This is a genomic window from Paenibacillus thalictri (assembly GCF_004307995.1).
GTDB classification, from domain to species: domain Bacteria; phylum Bacillota; class Bacilli; order Paenibacillales; family NBRC-103111; genus Paenibacillus_AF; species Paenibacillus_AF thalictri.
In genome coordinates this window covers 163,616-186,898 of sequence record NZ_SIRE01000013.1, presented here as the reverse complement: position 1 = coordinate 186,898, position 23,283 = coordinate 163,616, and the positions used below count along the sequence as shown (strand labels likewise).

The 23,283-nt window shown below is 50.1% G+C and carries 18 protein-coding genes; 1 reads left to right on the top strand and 17 read right to left on the bottom strand.

What is annotated here, in order from left to right:
- Positions 1-4: 4 nt before the first annotated feature.
- The 12 genes from EYB31_RS19430 to EYB31_RS19375 form a co-directional block, all read right to left on the bottom strand.
- The gene (locus EYB31_RS19430; protein ID WP_165452494.1) at positions 5-772 is read right to left on the bottom strand and encodes an SDR family NAD(P)-dependent oxidoreductase; all 768 of its coding nucleotides are present in this window, start codon (positions 770-772) and stop codon (positions 5-7) included.
- Between the two features lie 35 nt (positions 773-807).
- Positions 808-1,821 carry a zinc-dependent alcohol dehydrogenase gene (locus tag EYB31_RS19425; RefSeq protein ID WP_131015066.1) on the bottom strand — a complete coding sequence of 338 codons (1,014 nt, stop codon included), beginning with the start codon at positions 1,819-1,821 and terminating at the stop codon, positions 808-810.
- Positions 1,818-2,792, bottom strand: coding sequence for a C-terminal binding protein (locus EYB31_RS19420; RefSeq protein ID WP_131015065.1), 975 nt, complete (start codon positions 2,790-2,792; stop codon positions 1,818-1,820). Before EYB31_RS19420 ends, EYB31_RS19425 begins: the two co-directional genes overlap by 4 nt.
- A 19-nt stretch (positions 2,793-2,811) precedes the next feature.
- On the bottom strand, positions 2,812-3,819 hold the full coding sequence (locus tag EYB31_RS19415; protein WP_131015064.1) for a DUF5107 domain-containing protein: 1,008 nt from the start codon (positions 3,817-3,819) through the stop codon (positions 2,812-2,814).
- Positions 3,820-4,451: 632 nt separating this feature from the next.
- Positions 4,452-5,933, bottom strand: coding sequence for a sulfatase-like hydrolase/transferase (locus EYB31_RS19410; RefSeq protein ID WP_165452493.1), 1,482 nt, complete (start codon positions 5,931-5,933; stop codon positions 4,452-4,454).
- A 48-nt stretch (positions 5,934-5,981) separates the two neighbouring features.
- A complete protein-coding gene (locus tag EYB31_RS19405) occupies positions 5,982-6,857 on the bottom strand; it encodes an alpha/beta hydrolase (protein ID WP_131015062.1) in 876 nt (291 codons plus the stop codon).
- Positions 6,854-8,461 carry a response regulator transcription factor gene (locus tag EYB31_RS19400; protein WP_131015061.1) on the bottom strand — a complete coding sequence of 536 codons (1,608 nt, stop codon included), beginning with the start codon at positions 8,459-8,461 and terminating at the stop codon, positions 6,854-6,856. Before EYB31_RS19400 ends, EYB31_RS19405 begins: the two co-directional genes overlap by 4 nt.
- Positions 8,458-10,245 (bottom strand): sensor histidine kinase, encoded by a 1,788-nt coding sequence (locus EYB31_RS19395; RefSeq protein WP_131015060.1) that lies wholly within the window; start codon positions 10,243-10,245, stop codon positions 8,458-8,460. Before EYB31_RS19395 ends, EYB31_RS19400 begins: the two co-directional genes overlap by 4 nt.
- 197 nt (positions 10,246-10,442) lie before the next feature.
- Positions 10,443-11,888, bottom strand: coding sequence for a sulfatase family protein (locus tag EYB31_RS19390; RefSeq protein ID WP_131015059.1), 1,446 nt, complete (start codon positions 11,886-11,888; stop codon positions 10,443-10,445).
- 29 nt (positions 11,889-11,917) lie between these two features.
- Positions 11,918-12,799, bottom strand: coding sequence for a carbohydrate ABC transporter permease (locus EYB31_RS19385; protein ID WP_240762597.1), 882 nt, complete (start codon positions 12,797-12,799; stop codon positions 11,918-11,920).
- 18 nt (positions 12,800-12,817) lie between these two features.
- On the bottom strand, positions 12,818-13,717 hold the full coding sequence (locus tag EYB31_RS19380) for a carbohydrate ABC transporter permease (RefSeq protein WP_131015058.1): 900 nt from the start codon (positions 13,715-13,717) through the stop codon (positions 12,818-12,820).
- Between the two features lie 27 nt (positions 13,718-13,744).
- The gene (locus EYB31_RS19375) at positions 13,745-15,142 is read right to left on the bottom strand and encodes an ABC transporter substrate-binding protein (RefSeq protein WP_131015057.1); all 1,398 of its coding nucleotides are present in this window, start codon (positions 15,140-15,142) and stop codon (positions 13,745-13,747) included.
- 211 nt (positions 15,143-15,353) lie between these two features.
- Here EYB31_RS19375 and EYB31_RS19370 point away from each other — a divergent pair, with 211 nt between their 5' ends.
- Positions 15,354-16,079 carry a sulfite exporter TauE/SafE family protein gene (locus tag EYB31_RS19370; protein WP_131015135.1) on the top strand — a complete coding sequence of 242 codons (726 nt, stop codon included), beginning with the start codon at positions 15,354-15,356 and terminating at the stop codon, positions 16,077-16,079.
- A gap of 248 nt (positions 16,080-16,327) precedes the next feature.
- On the opposite strand, the gene EYB31_RS19365 is transcribed toward EYB31_RS19370, so the two are convergent.
- From EYB31_RS19365 to EYB31_RS19345, 5 genes are all read right to left on the bottom strand, one after another.
- On the bottom strand, positions 16,328-17,932 hold the full coding sequence (locus tag EYB31_RS19365; protein WP_131015056.1) for a response regulator transcription factor: 1,605 nt from the start codon (positions 17,930-17,932) through the stop codon (positions 16,328-16,330).
- Positions 17,907-19,712 carry a sensor histidine kinase gene (locus EYB31_RS19360; RefSeq protein ID WP_131015055.1) on the bottom strand — a complete coding sequence of 602 codons (1,806 nt, stop codon included), beginning with the start codon at positions 19,710-19,712 and terminating at the stop codon, positions 17,907-17,909. Before EYB31_RS19360 ends, EYB31_RS19365 begins: the two co-directional genes overlap by 26 nt.
- Before the next feature lie 101 nt (positions 19,713-19,813).
- Positions 19,814-21,154, bottom strand: a complete 1,341-nt coding sequence (locus tag EYB31_RS19355) for an ABC transporter substrate-binding protein (protein WP_131015054.1) — start codon at positions 21,152-21,154, stop codon at positions 19,814-19,816.
- 60 nt (positions 21,155-21,214) lie between these two features.
- Positions 21,215-22,045: a carbohydrate ABC transporter permease gene (locus tag EYB31_RS19350; RefSeq protein ID WP_131015053.1), complete on the bottom strand. Its 831-nt coding sequence runs from the start codon at positions 22,043-22,045 to the stop codon at positions 21,215-21,217.
- Positions 22,046-22,063: 18 nt separating this feature from the next.
- A complete protein-coding gene (locus tag EYB31_RS19345) occupies positions 22,064-22,948 on the bottom strand; it encodes a carbohydrate ABC transporter permease (protein WP_131015052.1) in 885 nt (294 codons plus the stop codon).
- Between the last annotated feature and the right edge of the window lie 335 nt (positions 22,949-23,283).

Below are 23,283 nucleotides of genomic sequence, written 5' to 3'. Positions count from 1 at the left end.
TCGGTTACAATTGCGCCAGCATGCCGCCGTCGATAACAACGCCGGAGCCGATCATAAATGTGGCTTCGTCGCTGGCTAAGAAACAGATCAAATTGGCGATTTCCCCGGGTTCCCCGATCCGGCCCAGCGGCTGCTCGTCTTTCCATGCTTCGTGTAAATTCGCGTTCATCACGCCGCCCAACTCCGCAAAGCGGTTCAACATCCCGGTAAAAGTAGCTCCCGGCAAAACCGCATTGACGCGTATCCCCTGCTTGGCGTAATCGATTGCCATGCTGCGGGTGAGCGCCATCAGCCCGCCCTTCGAAGCTGCATACGCGGCATATTGGTTGATCGTCGCTTGGGCATGCACGGAAGCGACATTGACTATCGCCCCTCCGCCGGCTTGAATCATCAAAGGAATGCCGTATTTGCCAAGCAGGAACGCCGAAGTTAGATTCACGTTGATGGTCCTATGCCATTCTTCCACCGGCAAATCGACAACGCCATGCAGCGATTCCACTGCGGCGCTGTGAACGATGCCGTTCAACTGTCCGTAAGTGTCCACTGCCGCTTGGACTAACCGCACAATATCGTCGTGTTGTCCGACATCGGTTTGGACAAAGATGGCTTTTCCGGCCATGCCGGTAATTTGCTCCAACGTTTCCCGGGCATTTGCTTCGGATCGGTTGGCGATAACCACGCTGGCCCCTTCACTGGCCAAACGGATGGCTGTAGCCCTCCCGATTCCGGTTCCGCCGCCGGTCACTATAAACACTTTGTCTTTAAATCTCATCGCACCCGCCTCCTTCATTATGGTTTGGAGCCCATTTACGGATGAAGAATGATTTTGCTGAACGGGGATGATCCTTCCGCCAGCACGTGAAAGGCGTCCGGTGCTTCGGTTAAGCGGCACGTTCCGGTCCAACGATCCATGCTGATTTTGCCGCCGGTCAGCAGCCGAACCGCTTGGGTAAAATCTTCGCGGGTATACGAATAAGAGCCAAACAGAGCAACCTCCTGGCGGATTAGGCGGTTTAATTGCAGCGGAGATTCGTCGTGGCCTAAGCCTACCAGCACGATGATCCCGCCCGGACTGATCCATTGCAGCGCTTGCTGCCTCGTCGCGGTTACGCCGACACAATCGATGATCGTGTCGATGCCCCCCGGGGCCAACTCGCTTAACTTCGCTTCCAACTGCTCCGGCGTCGCCGTATCTGCGCCTAACGCCGCGGCATGGCCCAGCCTCGCTTCCTGCCGGTCTACGACCAAAATCCGCTGAGCCCCCATGTTCCGCGCCGCTTGCAACGTCAACAATCCGATCGCTCCAGCGCCAAAGATAAGCAGTTCTCCAAAAGGGCGCAAACCTAACTTCAGCGCATGTATGCAAACTGCCAGCGGCTCGGCCAAAGAAGCAAGCGACGAATCCAGCGTTTTTGGCACGACCAGCAGGCTCTGCAGCGGCACTTTGACATACTCCGCAAAAGCGCCGGGCCGATGGATGCCGATCAGCACACGGTGACGGCAGAGATGCGTTTTACCCGCCAGACAGCGGTCGCAGCTCCCGCAGTTGATCAGCGGATTGACCACTACTTTGTCCCCCGCAGACCAATTCGCGGCTGCAGCTCCATCAGCACCGCAAGCGTCGACAATCGTGCCGCAGCACTCGTGTCCCATGACCAGCGGCGGAACCCGCACGCTGCTGTGCCCGAGATAACCTTCCAGCTCGCTGCCGCATATACCGACCGCTTCCACTTTGACGATAGCTTCACCGGGACCGGCTTGCGGCACCTCATGCTCCTCCATGCTGAGCTGGCGCGGACCCTGATATACAATTGCCTTCATACCCCCACCTCAACGCCGTTGACGATATGTTTGGGGCGTTCGCCGCTAAACAATCGTTTGATCTCCAGAGCGGCATGGCGCTGCAGCCGGCCCAGCGAGCTTTCCGAATACCATGCGCAGTGGCTTGTAATCAAGCAGTTGTCCAACGCGAGCAGCGGACTGTCCGGCGCAACCGGCTGATGCTCCAATACGTCAAGTGCGGCGCCTGCGATTCTGCTGCTCTGCAGCGCTTCAATCAGGCTTTGCGTCTTGACCGCCGCCCCTCTTGAGGTGTTGATCAAATAAGCCGTCGGTTTCATGCGGGCAAAGGCGTTTTCGTCAAAAATATGCTTGGTCGCATCCGTCAGCGGAAGATGCACAGATATAAAATCGCTGGCCTGCAAAAGCGTATCCCAATCGACCCGCTCCGTCCCCCGTTCACGAAATACGTCGTCCTGCACATAAGGATCGTAAGCGATCGTACGTATGCCGAAACTTTGCGCGCGCTTCGCTACATCGCGCCCGATATGGCCGAAACCGGCGATACCCAAGGTTGTGCCTTGAAACCCGAAGATCGGCCGCTGCGGTGTCGTCTGCCATACGCCTCGGCGCACCTGGGATACCACCTGCGGAATTTTTCGAACCGAAGAAAGCAGCAAGGTCATCGCATGATCGGCGACTTCTCCCGTGCCGTAATCGGGCACATTCACTACGGGAATATGTCTGGCTTTCGCCGCTTCAACATCCACATTGTCCACGCCGACGCCGTACCTGACGATAATTTTGCAGTTGTGCAGCTGCTCGATCACTTCCTTCGTAATCGGCGCCCGCTCCGTTAAGATCGCATCCGCTTCGCCGGCCAGTTGGATCACCTGCTCCGCCGTTGTGCACCGGCCTGTCGCAAACTGAAAGCCAAGCGGCAGCAGCACCTCTTCCTCCTGCTTCAAATCGGGGAAACCGTAGTCGGTTACCGCCACTACATATGAGCCCATCGCTAGTCACACCTTTCTATCAACTAATTTCCAGCTGCATATCCCAGCTGCTCATTGCCGACGCCCCGATGACCGCACACTGCTCATTTCGATAGGCGTCATGCAGATTGTCCAAATATCCCGTGGCAGGCTCAAGCGCCAGATGGTACTCGCCATTCCAGCCGCCGCCGTTGATCCATATGCCCAAATAAGGCAAATCGGCCGTATCGTAAGTGAGCTTAAACCGCTCCCCCGTATCGTTAACACGCACCGCGCACCAGCCTTCGCGGCAAGGCGGCTTAACGTAAAATTTATCGGCAACTCCGGAATTGCGCGCTGGCATCGCATTCAATTCGACCTGATCGCCGTTTGCAGCGCAGGCGGTCGGCCACGCGTGCTCATCCCCGCGCGTGCCCAGTCTTCCGTCCGCCGAGTAAGCGGTAACGATACGTTTTACCGTCGCTGGCAGCTCGATCGTCATTTGCTCCGTGGCGGCAATGATCGGATGCGGAGCCCAAATATATGGAAGTGCGTGCCTCCCCCTATTGGTTAAGCTGTAGTGAAAATGGACGCGGTTGTCCTGCAGGCGGATCGTTTTTTCCAATCGGACCGGCAGCAAACGGCTGTTCACGGATAACTTGAGGGTAAGCGGATCGAGTTCTTCATACTCCCAGGGCACAGCCCATAACTCGCCGTGGTCGGGAATAGGAACCTCCGTCTGCCGCTTATGCGGCGATCCGCTTAATCCGCTTGCATCGGCATCGGTGTCATCTTCATCAATGCCACTTATATCTAATCTGCATGCGTCGATGGAAGGAAACAGCTCATCCCACCCGCAGCGGTCCCATTCCTCCCATAAAGAGCCCATCTGGGGCATCCGAAACGGCCGGTGAGGCGGCCGGTCCAGCCATTCGCGGTTTGTTGTTTTGTTCAGCAGCGAGCAGATTTTGCCGCCAAGCCCGGGCAGTATCTGCAGCCGCAGCCGCTCATTCTCCAGCGTGACTTTATCAAACGTATCAAACGGCTCCACCTTGCCGTAAGTGATCATCCGTTTGCCTCCAATGTTATCAGGATAAGAAGCTGATGGACCCAGTATCGTCACGGGAATCGCTTCCTGCGGAAACTTTATGCAAATTCACAATCGTCATGGGAATGATCAAGTTTCTTTTATTCGTCGCGACCCGTTTTGGACATAGAACCTACTCGAATGGACAACGGACTGAATGAGACTGTTGAGACTGTTGATTCGTGCTCCCCCCTCAACGTTGGAGAGGTCCCCACTCTAACGGACGTGAGCGACGCTATGTAAGCCAAATCTGAGGTTCGTTAAACGTAATGGACACCAGCGCTCTTATTCGTCCTGTCCTCACGGTTTCCCTGACTTTTTGGGCAAATAAAGTCTCCATTGTCCGTTAAAAATGATACCCTCGATTTTTTTGCCAAATAGAAGCGCTCCTGTCCGTTAGCGTTCGTGTGGGAGCATGACGTTCGCATGGATAAGGTCGTGTATAAGGCCCATCCTAGCGGCGACGATGTCCGTCACAGGCAGCTAGCCAAAGTCAAGCTTTCGCCCCACCGAACTTTCGTGTCTTCGATCTTTAAAGCTTTCGCGCCCTCGAACTTTCAAGTTTCCTCAACCTCAGCCCTCAGCCGCTTTGCTTCCGCCACCCTAACTCAAGCTTAAGTAGCGCTACCGCTCATGTGCCGCTCGTAGTCCCATAAATCGAGCTTGCCCATGCCAACCGTTTGCCCCCACTTTTTCATATACTCGTGATCCGGTCTTTTCCGATCTCTGCGCCGCAGCAATTCCTCGCCGTCCCAATGTTCGGTGAGCCGGCTTAACAGCCGTTGTTTGACGCCGGCGTAGTCGCTTGATTCGCTTACATCGTTTACCTCGTGGGGGTCCTTATCGAGATCAAATAACTGCAAAGCCGAATATCCGTGATAATAAACAAGTTTGTAGTTTTCCGTGCGGATCATTCTGGCCGGCGTTCTGCCGGGGATGACCAATTCCGAGTAAACGGCTCTATCCTTCCATGACGGCATGTCGTCCGAGTCCGATCCGCCCGGTTCACGAAGCAGAACCGATAAGTCGTGCCCATCCGGGTGCGGAAGCTCAGGCGAATGGGTGACGGCGGCCAGCGTTGGAGCCAGATCAACCAGACTGGTAGGCACATCAACGCTTCGGCCCGGCGACCCAAGCAAATTCCCGTTCTGCTGCACAACCGGATACCAGATCATCGGCACTTTGGCAGCGCCTTCATAAAAACTTCGCTTCCAAAACAATCCATGGTCGCCGGCCATATCCCCATGATCGCTGATGTAGATAAGCAAGGTATCCCGCCGCAGCGACTCGGCTGCTTTGACAATGCGGCCGATGTAACCGTCCAGATGGTTGACGAGCCCTATATAATGAGCACGCGCCATCTTTAATTGCTCTTTGGTCATGGCGCCGAGCCCCGCTTTTTGCCTTGCGCTTTCTATCCACGGATGAAGATTTGGCTGCTGCGGGATGATGTTGTTGTATTGTTCCATGGCGGCCAGCGCCCTGGCGTATTCTTCCGGCGAACACGTATACGGATTATGCGGACCGTACAGCCCTACCGTCAGCAGAAAAGGTTTGCCGTCCGTGCGGTCGCCGCTCTGTTCCAGAAACTGCTCGCAAGCCGAAGTGACGGCTTCGTCATACCGCATGACCGGATTGTTCCCCTGCCCGGCCAGCGTGATCGAAATCATGTCCGAATCCGAGGTTCCCGCCAGATGGCCGTAATCCGTCTTCGGTCCGCCGGTGTAGCTGGGCGTAATATCGCCCACCAATCTCCTATGAAACCCATGCCGCTGATCCGCACCGACAAAATGCATCCGGCCGCACAGCACCGTCTGGTAACCGCCGAGCGCCAAGGAATGCGCGAAGGTCGGCATATCCGACGCCAGGCAGTCCTCATTGCCAAACACCCCCGTATGATGGGGATGGCGCCCTGCCAGCATCGACATCCTCGAAGGCACGCATAACGGCGAGTTGCAGTAATGCTGTATGAACGAAACGCCACCGGCGGCCAGCCGATCCAGATTAGGCGTATTCACCGTTCGATTGCCCCGATGCCCCATAAAATCTCCGCGATGCTGATCGGAAACAATGAGAATGATATTAGGTTTATTCATTTCAACCTCCATCCGCAGCTATCCGCACCAAGCACTTTTCGGCGGAATTCACACATGTTCTTGTAAAAACCGGACGACACTTGCGAATGCCTGCTTCACACTGGGATCAGTTTCATTTTTATCAAAATCGTGCCCCGCACCGTCCATCGTAATCAGCTTGCTGTCAACTCCCGCTTTGTGGAGCTGCTCATGCATCATAAGCGATTGCTCATAAGGCACATCGGTGTCGTCAGTGCCATGGAGCAGCAATGTCGGCGGATAATCGGACGATATTTGATCGATAGGATTGTATGGCAGCAACTGCAGCCTGTCTTTCACGGGATCATAACCGGTTACTTCTTGAACCCACACGCCATTCTGCCGGCAGTACCAATAAAAATCGCGCCGGTCCCTCGATCCCTCCGATCGCTCAGCCCCTCCCACACATCCGTACGCCCGATTCTGCGAAATAAGCGGCATCCGGCAGTAAAACTCGCTTGGCTGCGTATACCAATCGCCAAGAATGTCGCCGTATCCGTAGAAGGAAACAACCGCTTTAGGCCGGTAACCGTCTATTCCCGTTCCCGCCAATAAAGCCAAATAACCTCCTGCCGACCCGCCGGCAAACGCGATCCGGTCGGGATCGAACCGGTATAAGTCCGCCGCTTCCGTTCTCACCCAGCGGATGGCGTCGCGGATATCTTCTGCGATAATCGGAAGTTTAGTTTCCGGCGCCAAGCGGTAATCCACGGAAACGACATTAAAACCCGCTTGCATATACAAATCGATTTGTTCGTCCGGAAGCATCGTCCTTGAACCCGATATAAGCGCTCCGCCATGAAAATAAACAAGGGTCGCCGCATTATGGCTGCTATGGCTGACATCCGCTTGGATCCGGCAATCGTTTACAGTTTTATAAACATGGGTATGTTTTCCGCCGCTCATTGCCCGCTTCTCCATTCCGTCGGGGTCGCGCCTGTATGTTTCTTAAACACTTCCGTAAAATACCGCCTGTCCTCGAATCCAAGCTCCTGGGCAATCTCCTGCACCTGCTTGTCGTGGAGCAGCATTTTTTGCGCCATGGCGATTTTTTCCCGGATCACATACTGATGCACGGTGAGCCCTTTCGTTTTTTTGAACACTTTGGCAAAATAACTCGTGCTGAGGTGCACATGCGCCGCATAATCGCCGATCGTCAAATTGTCAGAAAGCGACCTGTCGATGAACTCGACGGCTTCATTAACCAGCCGGATCGCTTCGCTTTCCTGTTCTTTTTGAATCAAACCGCAGCCGACCCGGCACATATCGTAAAGCTGCTGCTTCATCGACTGCACGCTGGCCGTATTCGATTTGCGCAAATCCGTCATTTCCTTATCGATCAGCGCCGCATGTTCGGCGGGAACAATATCAAGCAGCTCCCGCTTCATCAGGAACATCAGTTCGTTACCTCTGGAGATGATGTCGTCGGGAGCGGAAAGCTGCCGAACATCACAATAGTGGTCAACCATTTGCCCCATGATCTCGGTCATTTTGTCAGCGTTGCCGGCCCGTAAGCAAAGCAGCAATTCCTTCTCCTTCTCCGTTTCGCACCGCGCTGTGTCCACCATGCCCAGCTGATAGTCGGAGAAGCAAAAAATGCTGTTTCCCCCCGTATAAAAGTTGTAAGATAACGCGGTTAACGCCTGGTTGTAAGCGCGGGGCAATTGCTCGATCGGAACGACCAAACTTACGCCGATGGACACCTTGTATTTGGAATAATCGCCGATATTGATCCGGCTTTCCTCGCCGAGCTTGCGCGGATCCATCTGTGCGGAATCATGAATGATGCTGACGATCCGGTTGGAATACGCATCGGGAAATACAATGCCGCCGGCGGATTCCAGAATCGTTTCTTCCCATATTTTTTGCACCGCATACCGCACGATTTCCGCTTCCTGGATTTGGATCCGATCGTCCGACAAAGGCCAATCGTCGATTTCTGCAACCATAACGACAAATTGTCCGTTCCCCAGCTTAAGCTGCAAATCTCGCCAACGCCGTTCGGCGGCTTCCCGGGACGTTTCGTAACGGATCAGCAGATTCAGATGCTCTTTTACTAATATGGGCATGCTGGCGTTCATTTTCTTCTCGATCGATTGCTCCTGCAGCCGCTGTTCCCGCTCCTTCTCCAGCAAGGAAATCACTTTGCCCATCGTGTTCCCTAGCTCCAGCGGCGTCAGCGGTTTGATCAGATAGTCGGCCGCCCCCAAGCGGATCGCTTTCTGCGCATATTGAAAATCCGAATAACCGCTCATGATAATAATTTTGACTCCCGGCATATCCTGCAGCACGGACGAAACCATCTCAAGGCCGTCCATATGGGGCATGCGAATATCGGTCAAGACAATATCCGGCTTCAGTTCCTTCATGAGATCAAGCCCGTCGCGCCCATTGGTTGCCGTTCCGCAGACGCTGATGTTGTAATCGTGCCACGGAATATTTTTCACAAGCGATTCGACAGCGTCCTCCATATCGTCGATGATACATAAGGTGTAAGGCGCATCGTTCAATTCCGCTCCCCTCCGTCCGCGCGTATAGGTATGAACAGCTGAATCCGGGTTGTTGCGCCGGGGATGCTCGTAATACTCATTTGCGCACGGTCTCCCCCATACAGCTTCAAGCGATTGTACACATTGCGCAGGGCATAAGAATCGGCGGACTTGTCGTGTATGGTCCGTTTAACCGCCTGCGGATCCATGCCCGATCCGTTATCCTGAACCGTCAGCACAATAAAATCATGCTCACGCTCCACAAAAATATCGATTTCCCCGCCGGTCGTCTGATTTTTGAAGCCATGCAAAATCGAATTTTCCACCAGCGGCTGCAGCAATATTTTCAGCATAGGGTAGGCCAGCAGCGATTTGTCTTGAACATGAATGCGGTAGTCAAACAAATCGCGGTAACAAGCCATCTGGATTTTCATGTAATATTCGACATGATGCAGCTCCTGCTCCACCGTCGTGCCTTCCAGCCCTTTATTTAGGCCCAACTCAAACAGTCTCGATAAAGAGATCACCATTTCTTTGGCTTTATCGTATTGATTATCCATACATTTCAAGAACACCATATTTAAGCTGTTGTACAAAAAATGCGGGTTGATTTGCGCCTGCAGCGCCTTCACTTCGGCGACATGTTTATCTTTTTCCATCTGCGTATTTTGCTCCATCAGCGCCATGATCTCATCCAGCATCTGATTGAATTTCTCGCCCATCTGCGCCAATTCGTCCTGATACGGACTGTGAAACCGCAGATGCAGGTTGTTCTGGCCTACACGGTTCATGAGAAACTGCATCTTCATCAGCGGCTTAAACAAAATGCCGGTGAGCACATTGGTAATATACAAAGTCAGAATCGCACAAACGATCACAATCGCGATCGAACTCCAGCGTATGCCGTCAATGAGCCGCAGCAGCTTGCTCCTCGGCTGAACCGTAAACAACGTCCAGTCGGAATATACTTGAAGTTTCGCGTAGTTGATCAAATACATTTCCTTATCGTTATGGGAAAACACGAAGAAATCTTCCGTTTCCTTGCCGATCCGTTCAAATAGACCGCCCGATTGAAGCAGGTCCCAATAGCTTCCTTGCCGCTTGAATACACTGCTCTTGCCGCCCGCCAGTATAAACGATTCGCGGTCAAGCTCATCAAACGTGCTGTCCACCAGCTTAAAAATCGTCGGCGCATCGACGTTAACGATGATATAGATGTCTTTTACCGACAAGTTTTGCGTGAACGGTTGAAACACAAGGCTGATCACGCTTTTGCCGTCGGAAAACAACTCGTCTTTATGCTCTTCGGACCAATATACCCGCTGGTTGGCCGTGGAGGACGTCATCTGCCGGTATAACTCCGTTTGCTGGAACGGATGCTCCGTCAGCCTGCGCTGCGTCGTGCTGTAAAAGTCTCCGATCGAGGTGCTGATCAGCACCGAGCCCACCGAGTGTTCATTCAGCGTAAACTGGTCAAAAATCGGCTGCAAATTGGAGAGATGCTTATAATAATTGCGACTGTCCTGTTCCGACAAATCGACGACCAAATCTTTAAACGGCTGGCTTATCGTGATGGTCATCATATATACGAGTATTTTTCTCAAGCGCTCATCCAGCACTTGGGCCGATTTGTTCAAGGAATCCTGGCTTTGCTTTAACGCCTGCCTTTCGATGACGCCGGCAACGATATAATAGGAAACCCCTCCGGTAGAGGCCACCGCAAAAATCAGTAAGCACATGAATGCGGTCCGAATCCGGTTTTTAAACGATATGCCGTGAATCCAGTTCAGGAAATAAGACCGCATCGTAAACTCTCCCCGTCAATTTGGTGGCCACTGAAAAAGCGAACGCTACATGAACGAATCATGCTTACGATCGCCAATTGTCCCCGAATTTCTTGAATGTACCTGCTTGCGGCAGGTGAATTTCGGGGACAAAAGCGAACGCTGGCGCTTCTTCAGCATGATTTTTCTCTCACTTCGCTACTTTTTCAATGGTCTCGTCAAATTGCCGCTGGATTTGCTTTGGCAAGAAGCTCCCGGCGATAATTCGCTTCGATTTCGTCGCGTTCAGCGCAAGCTGTCTTCCTCGTAAACTTGCTGTGAATGCTGTTGCTTTCCATCATATGACGAATTAACGCTTCGTGCAGAGCAGCGATTGTATCCTTGTAACGCTCATCTCCGGCCAGATTGGTCAGCTCTCGGGGGTCCTCCTGCAAATCGTACAGCTCCTTGCCGCCGCTGGCGTACAGGCTGTATTTGTATCTGCCGTCCATCACCATATACTGTTGATCCACTTCACTGAACACATAAGCGGGCCGCGGTGCGCCGGAACCTTCCAGCAGCGGGCCAATCGACCGGCCCTGCAGATCGGACGGCGCTTTCACCTCACACGTTTCGTAAAAATAAGGGATCAAATCCAGCGTGCTGACCAGCGTTTCGCAGCGGCTTCCGGCCGGCACCCCGGGGCCGCGGACAATAAGCGGCACCTTCACCATCGAATCGTAAAAGAACCCTTTCCATACCATGCCGTGATCGCCTAACGCATCGCCGTGATCGCTGGTAAACACAATCGTCGTTTGCTCCAAAATGCCCTTGCGTTCAAGCGCATCCAGGATCTTCCCGATACCTTCGTCGATCAGCGAAATATTGGCGTAATAATGGGCGCGCCATGTCCGGAACTGCTCGGGTGTCGTTTGCGATACGTCGATGCGGAACATCGAATTGGTCATGGCCAGTTTGGCCGCGCGCTGCAGCTTAATCGCCGCTTTATCTTCGAGACGGTCAGGCACGGGAATCGGCTCCGGAATCGGCGCATCCTTGTACATATCCGCCAGCTCGGCTGGAGGATCGTACGGATCATGGGGCCCGACAAAGCTGACCCAAACGGCAAACGGAGCATCCCCGTTCCGGTCCAGCCACTCCGCCGCCTGGTCGGCGATATAAGCGTCGGGGTGAAACGATTTGGCATAAGGGTACAGCGGCGCGCCGTTTGTCTCGTAATACCGGGGATAATCCGCGGGATGCGGTTTCTCCAAACCGTGCCGTTCCAGAAACCGGGCATGATCGTCGGGAATATACGAATGGCGTTTGTCCTCGCAGGTGATCCGTTCGTCGAATCCGTTTAAAATGTCCCAAGGCGCAAAATGCATCTTGCCGATGCCGGCCGTGCGGTATCCGCCTTCGCTAATCAGACCGGCCCAAGTGGGCACATCCGGGTCAAGCCACGTTTCATTGCCCATCGTGCCAACTGCGGACGGATAATACCCCGACATGATCGAAGCGCGGCACGGAACGCAAAGCGGCGCCGGCACGTAACACCGGTCAAACACCATACCTTCGGAGGCCAATCGGTCCAGATTCGGCGTCTTCATAAAAGACATCCCATAGCATGGCAAGCTGTCCTGCCTTTGCTGATCGGTTGTAATAAACAAAAGATTGCGTTTCATCGCTAGAACATCTCCGATCCGGTTGAATATTACCCTTTAATGCCTCCCGTATTCACTTGCGTAAAGCTTTTGTTAGCGAGCAAATAGACGATCAAAATCGGGATCATCGACAGGCAAGCGCCGGCCAACATCAGATTGCTTTGCTGCGCGCCGTCCGGGCTGTATTTTAAATTGGCCAGCCCTACCGTCAGCACCTGAAGTTTGGGCTGCGTCATCGTAAACACCAGCGGCATAATGTATTCGTTCCAAGCATTGCGGAACGCAAACAGCGAGGTGACCCCAAGACCGGGAAGCAGCAGCGGCATGATGATTCTGGCGTAAATATAACCGAAGCCGGCTCCGTCCAGTTTGGCCGCTTCATCCATATCGCGGGGAATGCCTTTCATGAAACCAAGCAAAATAAAAAACGCAAAAGCGTGAGCTGAAATATTCAAGATGATAACTGCCCAAATCGATCTGTTCAAATGCAGCGCTACCATGACATCAAATTGCGGGCGAAGCATAATCGCTCCCATGGCGACAAACATCGTGCCAGCCTGAAGTCCCAGGAACAGACGCTTGCAGGCAAATTCCCTGCGGTCTACCGCATAAGCCGCCATCGAAGCGATGACGACCGTGCCGACGGTGGAGAAAAAGCTCATATACAAGCTGTTCCAAGTAAATACGGCGAAATTCGCTTCCTTCCACGCCTTGATATAATTCGAGAAATTCCAATGCAACGGCAGGAAGGTGGCGCCTGTATTTAATTCGGCGTTCGTTTTAAACGATCCCAGCAGGGCCATGACGATCGGAAATAACGTGAAGATCAGCACGGCTGTCAAAAAGACCCACAACACGAATCGGCCCCCTGCTTTTCGCAGCCGGATGCGCTTCGACGCGGCTTGCTGTCTTGTGCTTGCGATTACTTCCATTATAACATCGATTCCCTTCTATCTATGTGCTTGATTCAGCTTTTTGGAAAGCAAAAAGTAGATGGCCGTAATCATTCCCACAATGACCGAAATCGCAAAGCCGACTGCGCTGCCATAACCGATTTCCTGCGCTGCGGGTCCTCCCGCCGAGATCGGGAACAGCAATTTGAACAAATATAAATACATCACTTCGGTTGTTCCCGCAGGTCCTCCGCCCGTTAACACCATGATGCCTTCGTAGCCCTTCAGCGCCGAAATAATCGCCAGCATCATAATGACCTGCAGCACAGGCCCCAGCATCGGGATCGTAATATACACGAACTTCTGCACGCTGCCGGCCCCGTCGATTTCCGCGCTTTCATACACATCATGGGGAATCCCCTGCAGCCCGGCCAAAAACAGCAGCATATTGTTGCCGATGGCGCCCCATGCGGCGACTAGCACCACTGTCAGCATGGCATGTTTGCTGCTCAGCCATTCGATATTTTGCGAGATCAGGCCGAATTTCAACAAATACTGGTTCAAGATGCCGTTGTAAGAGTTAAATATGATGTAGAAGACAACGGACATAACCGCAATACTGATGACGGTCGGCATAAAATAGATGATCCTCAGCACGTTGCGCCCTTTCAGCCGGGTATTTAAAATCACGGCGACGATCAAGGCCACAGGTATCGTTACCAGCAGTTTGCCCGCGCTGAATACCAGCGTGTTGACCAGTGCGTCCCAAAATTGCGTATCCCGCATTAACCGTTCAAAATTGTACAGCCCGGTAAACTTCGGGACGCCGTAACCAAGATAGTCGTAAAACATAAACCGGAACACCCAAATGATCGGATATACGGAGAATACCAGCATCAGCAGCGCGCTTGGAAAAATATACAGGTAGGGCTGCGAAGCATGCCGCCATTTTGTCATTGGAGCCTATCTCCTTTCTGTATAACGTCACTTGCCTTGCAGCTTGACGGGATCAAAGGACGGATCCGGCTTCACCTGCTGGCCCGATTTCTCCAACGCCGCATTGTACTTCTGGTTGAGCCGCTTGATCACTTCGTCCAGATTGCCGCCGACAAGGATATAGTCGACAAATTCCTGGTCGGACGTTTTTCCTTCGGGTTTAATATTTTCCGGAGGCAGCGGCCAGATCGCGTCGTATTTGCCGGGAAGGAAATATTCCGTGCCGGCAATGGACGGCACTTTGGCTTTGGCTACGATTTCGGGAACGATGGACAGCCAGCCGGCCACTTCCTGCGTTTCCATCAGAATCTCTTTGCTGTACATGTACTCCAGGAACTTCCATGCCTTGTCTTTGAACTTCGAATCTTTGCTGATGCCAACCCAGGTGCCCCCCTCCAAATAAGCGGCTCCGCCCGGATTGCCGGATTGAGTAGGAACCGGCGCTGCCGCCCACTTAATTTTGGTCGGGAATTGCTTGTCGTACACCCCGGGTTCTACTGCAGCGGAGAAATACATGCCGATCTTGCCTTCCGCGAACTGGGCGCGCAGCGGGTCGATATCCAGCGACTCCGATCCCGGCAGCGTGCTGCCGTCCGCCCACATCTGCCGGAAGGACTGAATAATCGGCTGGTATCCGCTGAAATCATATTTTCCCGTTTTAAAATCAAAACCCGAGCTTTCGTAACCGCTCTGCGTGGCGATTACTTGCGCCGATCGCCTCATCGCACTTTGCGCCGATTTGTAAGGCAGCGAGAAGCCGTAAATGCCGCTTGCCTTGCCTGCTGCGGTAATTTTTTTGGCGGCGTCCACCATTTCGTCCAATGTTTTGGGAGGCTGCTTGTATCCCGCTTTTTCCAGCAAATCGACGTTGTAAATTAACCTGTAGCTGTTGCCGTAGTTGGGGAACGAATACATCTTGCCTTTGTACATATTGGTTCCTTCCGCTCTCATGCTGTCATAACGCTGTTTCAACTCCGGCGTCATGTAGCCGTCGAGCGGCTCCAAGTAGTTTTTGCCTACCAATGTGCTGAGCGGGCCCAATACGGCCGAACCGACATTAAATACATCGGGGGCCTGCCCGCTGGCAAAAGCGATATCGACCGCTTGGGCGTAGTTATCCGATAAGATCGTCAGCGTCACTTCGATATTGTCCTGATTGGTCTGGTTAAACTTCTCGACCTTCGACTTCAAGAAGTCGGCCCGCCCTCTTTCCTGGGTCCAATAATTGATTTTCACCTTCTCGCCGGGTTTCGCTTCGCTTTTGGGCTTGGCTTCGTTATCCGGTTTCTTCTCCGCCTGCGCCGGACCCGGACTGGGACTGGCGCATCCGCTTAATACGAACAGTAAGGCAAGTGAACCGCAAACCGTTTTTGATATCGCTTTCATTTCTGTTCCTCCCTTTTTAATATGTGAATCGTGTGCAGATAATCTGCAGTGAGCTTCGCTTGCTTGCTTTTATTGTACTATCAGCGCATGGGGACGGAAACGACACAAAACGATCTGCGAGGGTGGAAAAAACGACTTTCGCGAGGGCGGAAAACAATGCTACATTGGTATAGTATATCATCCGGGCAATTTGCCGATTGGAAGTGTTCATTTGGGAGCTTATTTCTTTGTATTGGTTGTCGGATTGGCCGCAGGCGCGATCAGCGGTGTCATCGGGACGGGCTCGTCGATCATGCTGCTGCCCGTGCTTGTCATGACCTACGGGCCAAAACAGGCCGTTCCGATCATGGCCGTGGCTGCCGTAATGGCCAACATCTCCAGAGTGATCGCCTGGCGGCGGGAGATCGACTGGAAAGCATTTGCCGTTTATTCTGTTACTGGCGTACCCGCGGCAGCGCTAGGGGCCCATACGCTGTGGACACTGCCGGCGCATGCGGTCGACATCGGGCTTGGCGTCTTTTTTCTCGCGGTCATTCCGCTCAGACATTGGCTTGACGCCAAAAAACTGAAGCTTCGCTTGTGGCAGCTATCCCTGGCCGGAGCCGTGATCGGCTTTCTGACCGGCCTGGTGCTCTCTACCGGCCCGCTCAGCGTTCCGGCGTTTACCGCGTACGGCTTGGCGAAAGGGGCCTTCCTGTCCACCGAGGCCGCCAGCTCGCTGGCGCTTTACATTAGCAAAGTCGTGACGTTTCGCGAACTCGGCGCTTTATCTTCCGAAATTGCGCTGCAAGGGCTTATTGTGGGGGCCTCCCTGATGCTCGGCACGTTTATCGCCAAAAAACTCGTGCAGCACATGAGCGTCGCCTCGTTCCGTTACGTGCTGGACATCCTTCTTCTGGTATCCGGTATCTCCATGTTGTGGACGGCGTTTGGCTAACGCCGTTGCAGCACGAGAGGGTATTTCCAAATTTTGGATGTTTTAATATAGATAATTCATACCACCAGTCCGTCTTATCGTAACAAAAAACGTCCGGCAAAATCTCAGGATAAGCGTTTTTCCACACCACAGCCGGGGCATTTCAGCCGACAGATCGGGTCTTCTGCGATTCAAGCTGCTGCTCATCCACCATGCAAATCGCGACCTATGAGTAGAAGAAATGAAACTCATATGCGATCAAATACCGGCTACTTCAGCCTTCGATAATCCAGCGGAGACATGCCAAAAAGCGACTTAAACAACTTGATAAAATAACTCGTATTCTCATATCCGACCATTTCAGCAATTTGTTCCACCGTTTTTTCCGATTGCAATAAGTACTCCTGTGCCTGTTCCATCTTAACCCGCGTGACGAATTCAATAAAGGTTTCCCCTGTTTCCATCTTGAAGATGCGGCTGAAGTGGCTTCCGTTAAGATGAAGCATGCGGGCTACCTCATCCATCGAAATTTTCTTTGACAAATGGGTCATCACATAACGTTTGGCTTCAATGACCTCTTTCCTTTGACTTTCTCGTTGTGTTTTGGCTACATAATCGATTTTTTCCATAAAATAATGCTGCATATAAACAAATAACTCTTCCAATGACTCGAATTCGAGGAGCGTATTATGAAACAGTTCTGTAGAATAAACATTGTGAAAATGCTGCTGCGAGCGATATTTAAGGTCGATATCCGACAAAAGCTTAATCACCCAGCCCCGTACTTCCTCCGCCTTAAAATGATTTGACCTGATCCAATTCTCCCATCGGTCCAATTCTCCCTGTACACGATCGGTCTCGCCCTCTGCGATAAGCTGTTTGAATTCATCTAATGCATTCGAGTAATACTTATAAATATCATCATTCGAGCTCTGAAACGCTGACCATTTATAAATGCTTCTCGACGTGGCGTAAAAACGCAAGTCCTTACTTTCCATTAATTCCTTTACATTCCGTTTGATTTCTTGAGGAGAAAGAGCGGGTTTGGAAATCATGAAAGACAAGCTTATTCTCAAATAGGATTCAAACTCTTCTTGCATCGCGCGCAAATGAGGAACAAACAGATCGAATGCCTTACTCTCAAGGTACGCCTGTAGAGGAATCATCAAAATCATTTCATTGCCTGCACACTGAAAATTGACTCCTCGCACCTTTGCATCAATTAATTCGTTTACTCCGTTTTCAATAGCATATGTCAACAGATCTACTTCTTGAAATCGTTGCTTTAATTTACTAAACTGATTAGCGTAACAAAGAACGGGCAAATAACTGTACTTGTCCAAATCAACTCCAAACCCTTGCGCTTCCGCCAACCAGCGTTTAGGATCGCTCAGAGGATTCGCCAGAGTTGCACGCATAAAGTTTGTCTTTAATGACGAACGATGCCGATCCATCATGCTCTTTAGCTGTTCGTGACCCGACCGTTCCTTGTTTTCTTGTTCCAATTGCAGCCGCATGTTTTCCAGCAATTGGATCATCGTTTCGGGCTCCATCGTTTCTTTCAGCACATAATCATTTACGCTAAGCTTGACAGCTTGTTGGGCATACGGGAATTCGTCATGACAAGATAAAATAATAACCTTCATTCTGGGATTGATCTCTTTAACAGCCTTGATCAGATCCAAACCGTTCATCTCCGGCATCCCGATATCTGTAATCAGAAGATGCGGCATATCGAGCTTGCAGTGCTCCAGCGCTGTCAGTCCGTTAAGATGTTGGCCTGCCACCTGCATACCAAGCGATTCCCAAGGAACAACTTGCGATAAAAACTCAAGTACGGGGTAACTGTCATCCACGAGCAGAACCTTCCACATGGCTTTCGATTTCTCCCTTCCGAATAATTAATTTAACCACGGTCCCTTTACCCGGCTCGCTCTCTAATTCCATTCGAAACCTTTCCCCATATACCAATTTCAACCTCTCATGTACGTTAACTAGACCGATACCGGACATGCCTTTACGAGTCTCTGTTCGAGCCATACCGTTTTCAAAACCCAATTGAAGTTTGTTGCGCAGCCCCTCCAATTCCATCACGGTCATCCCCGCTCCGTCGTCTTGAATGACAAGCACAAACTTTTCTTGCATTTTCCAGGCATGGATGGTAATCTTCCCCTCTCTCTGTTTCAAACCATGAATTAAGCAATTCTCAATAATGGGCTGTAGGATAAACCGCGGGACAGGCTCAAGCAAAGATTCAGAGCTTAATTTAATCTCGTATTGAAACGGATACTTGAAGGTAAAACGCATTAATTTCATATAATCCTCAACAAGATGAACTTCTTCATTAAGCACGATGAATTCAAGATCATGATTGATCGTTTGACGAAGCAAACGCGATAATGAACTGATGATGTTAGCATTCTCCCGGTCTCCCTTGAGCATTATCCGCATGCGCAGAGCGTTCAATATATTAAATAAAAAGTGCGGGTTAATCTGAGCTTGCAGCATAGCTAACTCCGCTTTTCTTTTCATAGCCTGCTCGTGGGTAATCTGGCTTATCATCAACTCAATGCTGTCCAGCATCGTATCAAATGATCGGCCTAACTTCACAAATTCATCCGGTCCCTTGATGTTAGAACGAATAGACAATTTACCGGCCTCAATATTCGATGCGATTTGGACTAGTCGGACAACGGGCTTCGTAAATCGGCGTAATAAATAAACAAAAATAATTAAAAACAAGACGACAAAAACCGATTCAAGCAAAAAATTAGATCTAAAAATCGTGTTCACCTGAGAGGTAACATTCTTGTAGGGAGTAAGACTGACCAGCTTCCACCCGGCAAAAGAGAGATTTTTCGTGACCACAATTTGTTTCTCTTCGCCGATATTTAAAATGGTTACATCACCTAATTGATTCCAATCTTTAAAATGGGGATATCTCTCGCCAATGTGGTTCATACCTGATAAGATAACGCCCTGGTCTGAAAGCAGCATGATGCTTTGGCTATCGCTGTATTGTTCTATGATGGAACGAAGCTGTAACTCATTGACGCTAACAATAACATAAGCGTAAGGTTTCGATGAAATATCGCGCAATGTGCGCGCAACGGTGATCACATAGGGATTTCTACTACGTTCGGATTGAATATACGTCGGCTGTACCCCGAGCCAATATGTTTCAAAGGAATCCGCCATTTGCAGATTCGAAAACCACGGCTCGTCCTTAAAACGCAACGGGTGGAAGTCATAATAATTGTAATTCGTATAGTATGTATCGTTGGAGAGCAGGATCGTAACATAAATGCCGGTGTTTTCCGATGTGAACGAATTGATTTTTTCCTCTACTAGCTTCTGCATGTCGATGGCTGCCTTACTTCCTTGAGATGGGGGGTATCTTAAGATCGACCCTATGTCCCTATCGAATTGAATATTATTTGTAATCCTTATCAAGTTACTCATGACATTTGAAATATGCAATTGGGTAACCTGTAACGATTCGGAAGCGGTATGAACGACTCGTCCCTTGATTAAATTGATAGTAAGGGAACTCGAAAACAGCATGATCCCCCCGACAGGAATAAGTAGACAAAGAAATGCTGTAAAAATCATTTGTTTCCGAAATGAAGATCGTAGCCCCTTCAGCCATTTCATGATGAATGCACCGCTTTCTTAATCAATCTGCCATGCAAGCTATAATACAAGGAAAATCAACGGCCAGCTCAGTTTGTCTGAGTTGACCGTTGATTTGGATTTTACTTGCTGTTATTCTTTATAATTTCTTGTCCTTTTTGAACTGCATTTTTAATTGTAGTGTCCACATCTGTCTCGCCAAGCAGGAATCTTTCAATTTCTTTCTGGTAAGCCTTCTCAAGCTCTTCATTAAAAGCCGCTGGAATATTGTATTTTTGCGGGATGCTGTTAGTCATCGTGTACATTAAAGATGCTTTATCAACCTTATCCGGTGTTTTCGAAGACGCAATTAAAGTATCAATTACTTTATTTAAGTCCGCTTTCTTCCATGCCGGGATATATTTCCCTTGAAGCTGAATTCCTTCCGTTGTATACCACCGGACAAATTGATAGGCTTCCTGCTTATGCTTCGACTTCGAGGATACAGCCATGATGTCTCCGGCTGTAATCGACGATATCGGGTCCGTTTTGTTGACTTTAGGATACGGCGCGAATACAGTTTGGAAGTTAGCTGGTACTTTATCCGATCCACCGGCTTCAGGAATCATGAAATCGCCCGTAACAATCATACTTGTTTTTTCATTGAAATATTGCGGCCTGTAATTGAGCTTTTGGCTGATCGTTTCCGAATACGGTGTTGCCGACTTATCGACCATTTCCGCTTGCTTGCGGATTTCGAGCGAACGTCTGACGAGCGAATTGTCGATATTTAGTGTTTTGCCGTCGGGCTTAACTAGGAAGTAATCGTCAGGCTGATTACTCAAAGCCAAGTGATAGTATTGGGAGAACGTATGAAAGTAAGTTCCATATCTTTTGTTTGTTCCTTCGCCTTTGGTCAGCTTCTTCGAGTAATCAAGGAATTCGTCCCAGGTCCAATCTTTAGGAACCAATAGCCCCGCTTCATCCAAATGTTTTTTATTCATCATGACAAAGTAAATATTTTTCTTGGCCGGCAGACCGAAGACCTTATCCCCGATCGTCGTATCCATGTAGTACTCGTCCGGCACCTTGTAACCGTCTTTTGCGATATATTCGTTCAGAGGCTCCACTATACCGGCCGCAACACGCTGAGAGTAATAGGTTGCATTAGAGAACATCATGAGATCAATCTGATCACCGGATGCGGCGGCAAGATCAAGCCTTTTCAAATATTCGGCCGCATTGTTATCACCGGCGGTTACCGCTTCGATTTTAATGTTCGGATATTTTTTTTGAAACTCGCTGTAGACTGTTTTCCAATTGTCCTGATCTTCATTATACCAGAAGTGAAGCTTCAAAGTAATTTGATTGCCTTTATCTCCGGAGGCCGGCTGCGCTCCGTTCTGGGTATTACCGCCAGCGCAACCGCTGAGCAATCCTGTAACTAATAGAGCGGATGTAAGACTATAAGCCCAATATTTCATTGTATATTTCTCCTTTTGTATTGTTTTAACATCATCTGATCTATCTCAAAATGTCAATTTCTAACCCTTAACACCCCCCATGGCAATTCCTTCAATGACATTCTTCTGCCCAATGATAAAGATAATGAGCAGCGGCAAAATGGCCGATACCGCCCCAGCCATAATCAGTGAATAATATTCTCCGTTTATGTCCGCGAATTTTCGAATACCGAGCTGTATCGTAAACAATTTGTCTGACCGCAAAAAGATAAGCGGGTTTTGGTAATCGTTCCATGTCCAGATAAACCGCAGGATCGCGTATGTGGCAATGGCGGGACGCACCAGCGGTACCACAATGCTAGTAAAAATCCGGAGATGTCCCGCTCCATCAATACGGGCCGATTCAATGTACTCGTTATGAACACCCATGAAAAATTGCCGCAGCAAAAAGGTGCCGATAACGCTGAATGATCCGAGGAGAATCAATCCAAGATGGCTGTCAAAAAGTCCGAGCCAACGATACATAATAAATTGCGGAACAAGAAAAGCTTGATGCGGTACCATGTAGGTGATCAGAACGACTAGAAATAATTGCTCTCTTCCCTTGAATTCGATTTTAGAGAACCCGTAAGCCGCCATGGCGGATACAGTGATGGAGATCGCTGTTGTCAGCAATGTTACCTTGATCGAATTCCAATAGTAAAGAGCAAACGGAAAGTCACCGGCCCATACTTCCTTATAGTTTTCTATGGCTTGCCACGTTGTTGGAATCCACTGAATCGGGTAATTAAAAACGTCCATCTCCGGCTTGAAGGAAGTTGACAGCATCCATAGAAACGGCGTCAGGAAAAAGACGCCTATTATTCCCATGATGATCGTGACTATAATCTTAGATACTTGAACTGATCGCATGCGATAGTCCTCCCTTCCTTAGTAATTCACCCATTTTTTTTGACCGAGCCATTGCAGGAATGTCAACAGAAGAACAAAAAGCATCAATACCACGGCCATCGCGGATGCATACCCTGTTTTCAAATTAATAAACGCTGCTTCATACAAATAATACACGATGACCGAGGTGGAATTGGCCGGTCCGCCTTGGGTTAAAACGGCTATTAGGTCAAAGGCTTTAAATGAACTGATTACGCCGGTGACGAGCAGAAAAAACGTTGTTGGCGAGAGCATAGGGACAGTAATGTTGCGAAACTGCTCCCAAACGTTTGCACCGTCAATATCGGCGGCTTCATACAAATCTTTTGGGATATTTTGCAGTGCTGCGATATAGATGATCAAATTGTAGCCGATTTGAATCCACACCATAATAATCATGACTGACAGCATGGCATAATTGGGATCAGCCAACCATTTTGGCGGGCTATCCATGCCCAAGGAGTGAAAAAATTGATTAATTGGGCCATACGTAGGGTGCATCAATACCCGCCATACTGCAGCAACAGCAACGACACTGGAAATATAGGGCATAAAATAAGCGACTTTGAAACCGTCTTTAAAGTAGACTTTTTTGTTTATCACGATCGCGATAAGCATAGAAAACAGCATCGTGGCAGGTACGACGATGAGCAGCAATATATTATTTTTAAACGATCTAATAAACGTGTCATCATGGAACAATCTGACGAAATTGTTCAGGCCGACAAATTTCATTTTGTCAAAACCGCTTACAAAGTTCCAATCGATTAAACTTAGCAACAATCCCGCGATCAACGGAATAATGGTAAATACAAGCACCCCCAGTAGCATGGGTCCGGTAAATAAATATCCCGCCGATGTTTCCTTCCAAGTTTTCACAGCCATACAACTCCTAACATTGTTTGTAAAAACGTCTATTTGGTTGTAAGACTATTATCAACAATTCTTTTACATAGCACATCAAACAATTTATGCAGCTTTAGAATTATTTTTTCACAATCCATTAATGGAAGGGTACCATTTCCGTTTGTCTACACGCGGAGGACATTAGGTCATGTTGATATAAAGACCACTGAGCGTATCCCAGGTACTAAACATAACCCGAACCGATGTTCAGGTGCGACGGAAAATTTGCTGCGCTATGACGGAAATTGTTTTCCGAGGTGCGTGAAGCAGCGCCGTGCGTCGAGCAAGCAGGGTTCGTTACAAGCCCGTTCCGG

Coding starts and splice junctions, on each gene's coding strand:
- EYB31_RS19430 (WP_165452494.1), bottom strand. CDS start 772: ATGAGATTTAAAGACAAAGTGTTTATAGTGACCGGCGGCGGAACCGGA.
- EYB31_RS19425 (WP_131015066.1), bottom strand. CDS start 1,821: ATGAAGGCAATTGTATATCAGGGTCCGCGCCAGCTCAGCATGGAGGAG.
- EYB31_RS19420 (WP_131015065.1), bottom strand. CDS start 2,792: ATGGGCTCATATGTAGTGGCGGTAACCGACTACGGTTTCCCCGATTTG.
- EYB31_RS19415 (WP_131015064.1), bottom strand. CDS start 3,819: ATGATCACTTACGGCAAGGTGGAGCCGTTTGATACGTTTGATAAAGTC.
- EYB31_RS19410 (WP_165452493.1), bottom strand. CDS start 5,933: ATGAATAAACCTAATATCATTCTCATTGTTTCCGATCAGCATCGCGGA.
- EYB31_RS19405 (WP_131015062.1), bottom strand. CDS start 6,857: ATGAGCGGCGGAAAACATACCCATGTTTATAAAACTGTAAACGATTGC.
- EYB31_RS19395 (WP_131015060.1), bottom strand. CDS start 10,245: ATGCGGTCTTATTTCCTGAACTGGATTCACGGCATATCGTTTAAAAAC.
- EYB31_RS19390 (WP_131015059.1), bottom strand. CDS start 11,888: ATGAAACGCAATCTTTTGTTTATTACAACCGATCAGCAAAGGCAGGAC.
- EYB31_RS19385 (WP_240762597.1), bottom strand. CDS start 12,799: ATGGAAGTAATCGCAAGCACAAGACAGCAAGCCGCGTCGAAGCGCATC.
- EYB31_RS19380 (WP_131015058.1), bottom strand. CDS start 13,717: ATGACAAAATGGCGGCATGCTTCGCAGCCCTACCTGTATATTTTTCCA.
- EYB31_RS19375 (WP_131015057.1), bottom strand. CDS start 15,142: ATGAAAGCGATATCAAAAACGGTTTGCGGTTCACTTGCCTTACTGTTC.
- EYB31_RS19365 (WP_131015056.1), bottom strand. CDS start 17,932: ATGTGGAAGGTTCTGCTCGTGGATGACAGTTACCCCGTACTTGAGTTT.
- EYB31_RS19360 (WP_131015055.1), bottom strand. CDS start 19,712: ATGAAATGGCTGAAGGGGCTACGATCTTCATTTCGGAAACAAATGATT.
- EYB31_RS19355 (WP_131015054.1), bottom strand. CDS start 21,154: ATGAAATATTGGGCTTATAGTCTTACATCCGCTCTATTAGTTACAGGA.
- EYB31_RS19350 (WP_131015053.1), bottom strand. CDS start 22,045: ATGCGATCAGTTCAAGTATCTAAGATTATAGTCACGATCATCATGGGA.
- EYB31_RS19345 (WP_131015052.1), bottom strand. CDS start 22,948: ATGGCTGTGAAAACTTGGAAGGAAACATCGGCGGGATATTTATTTACC.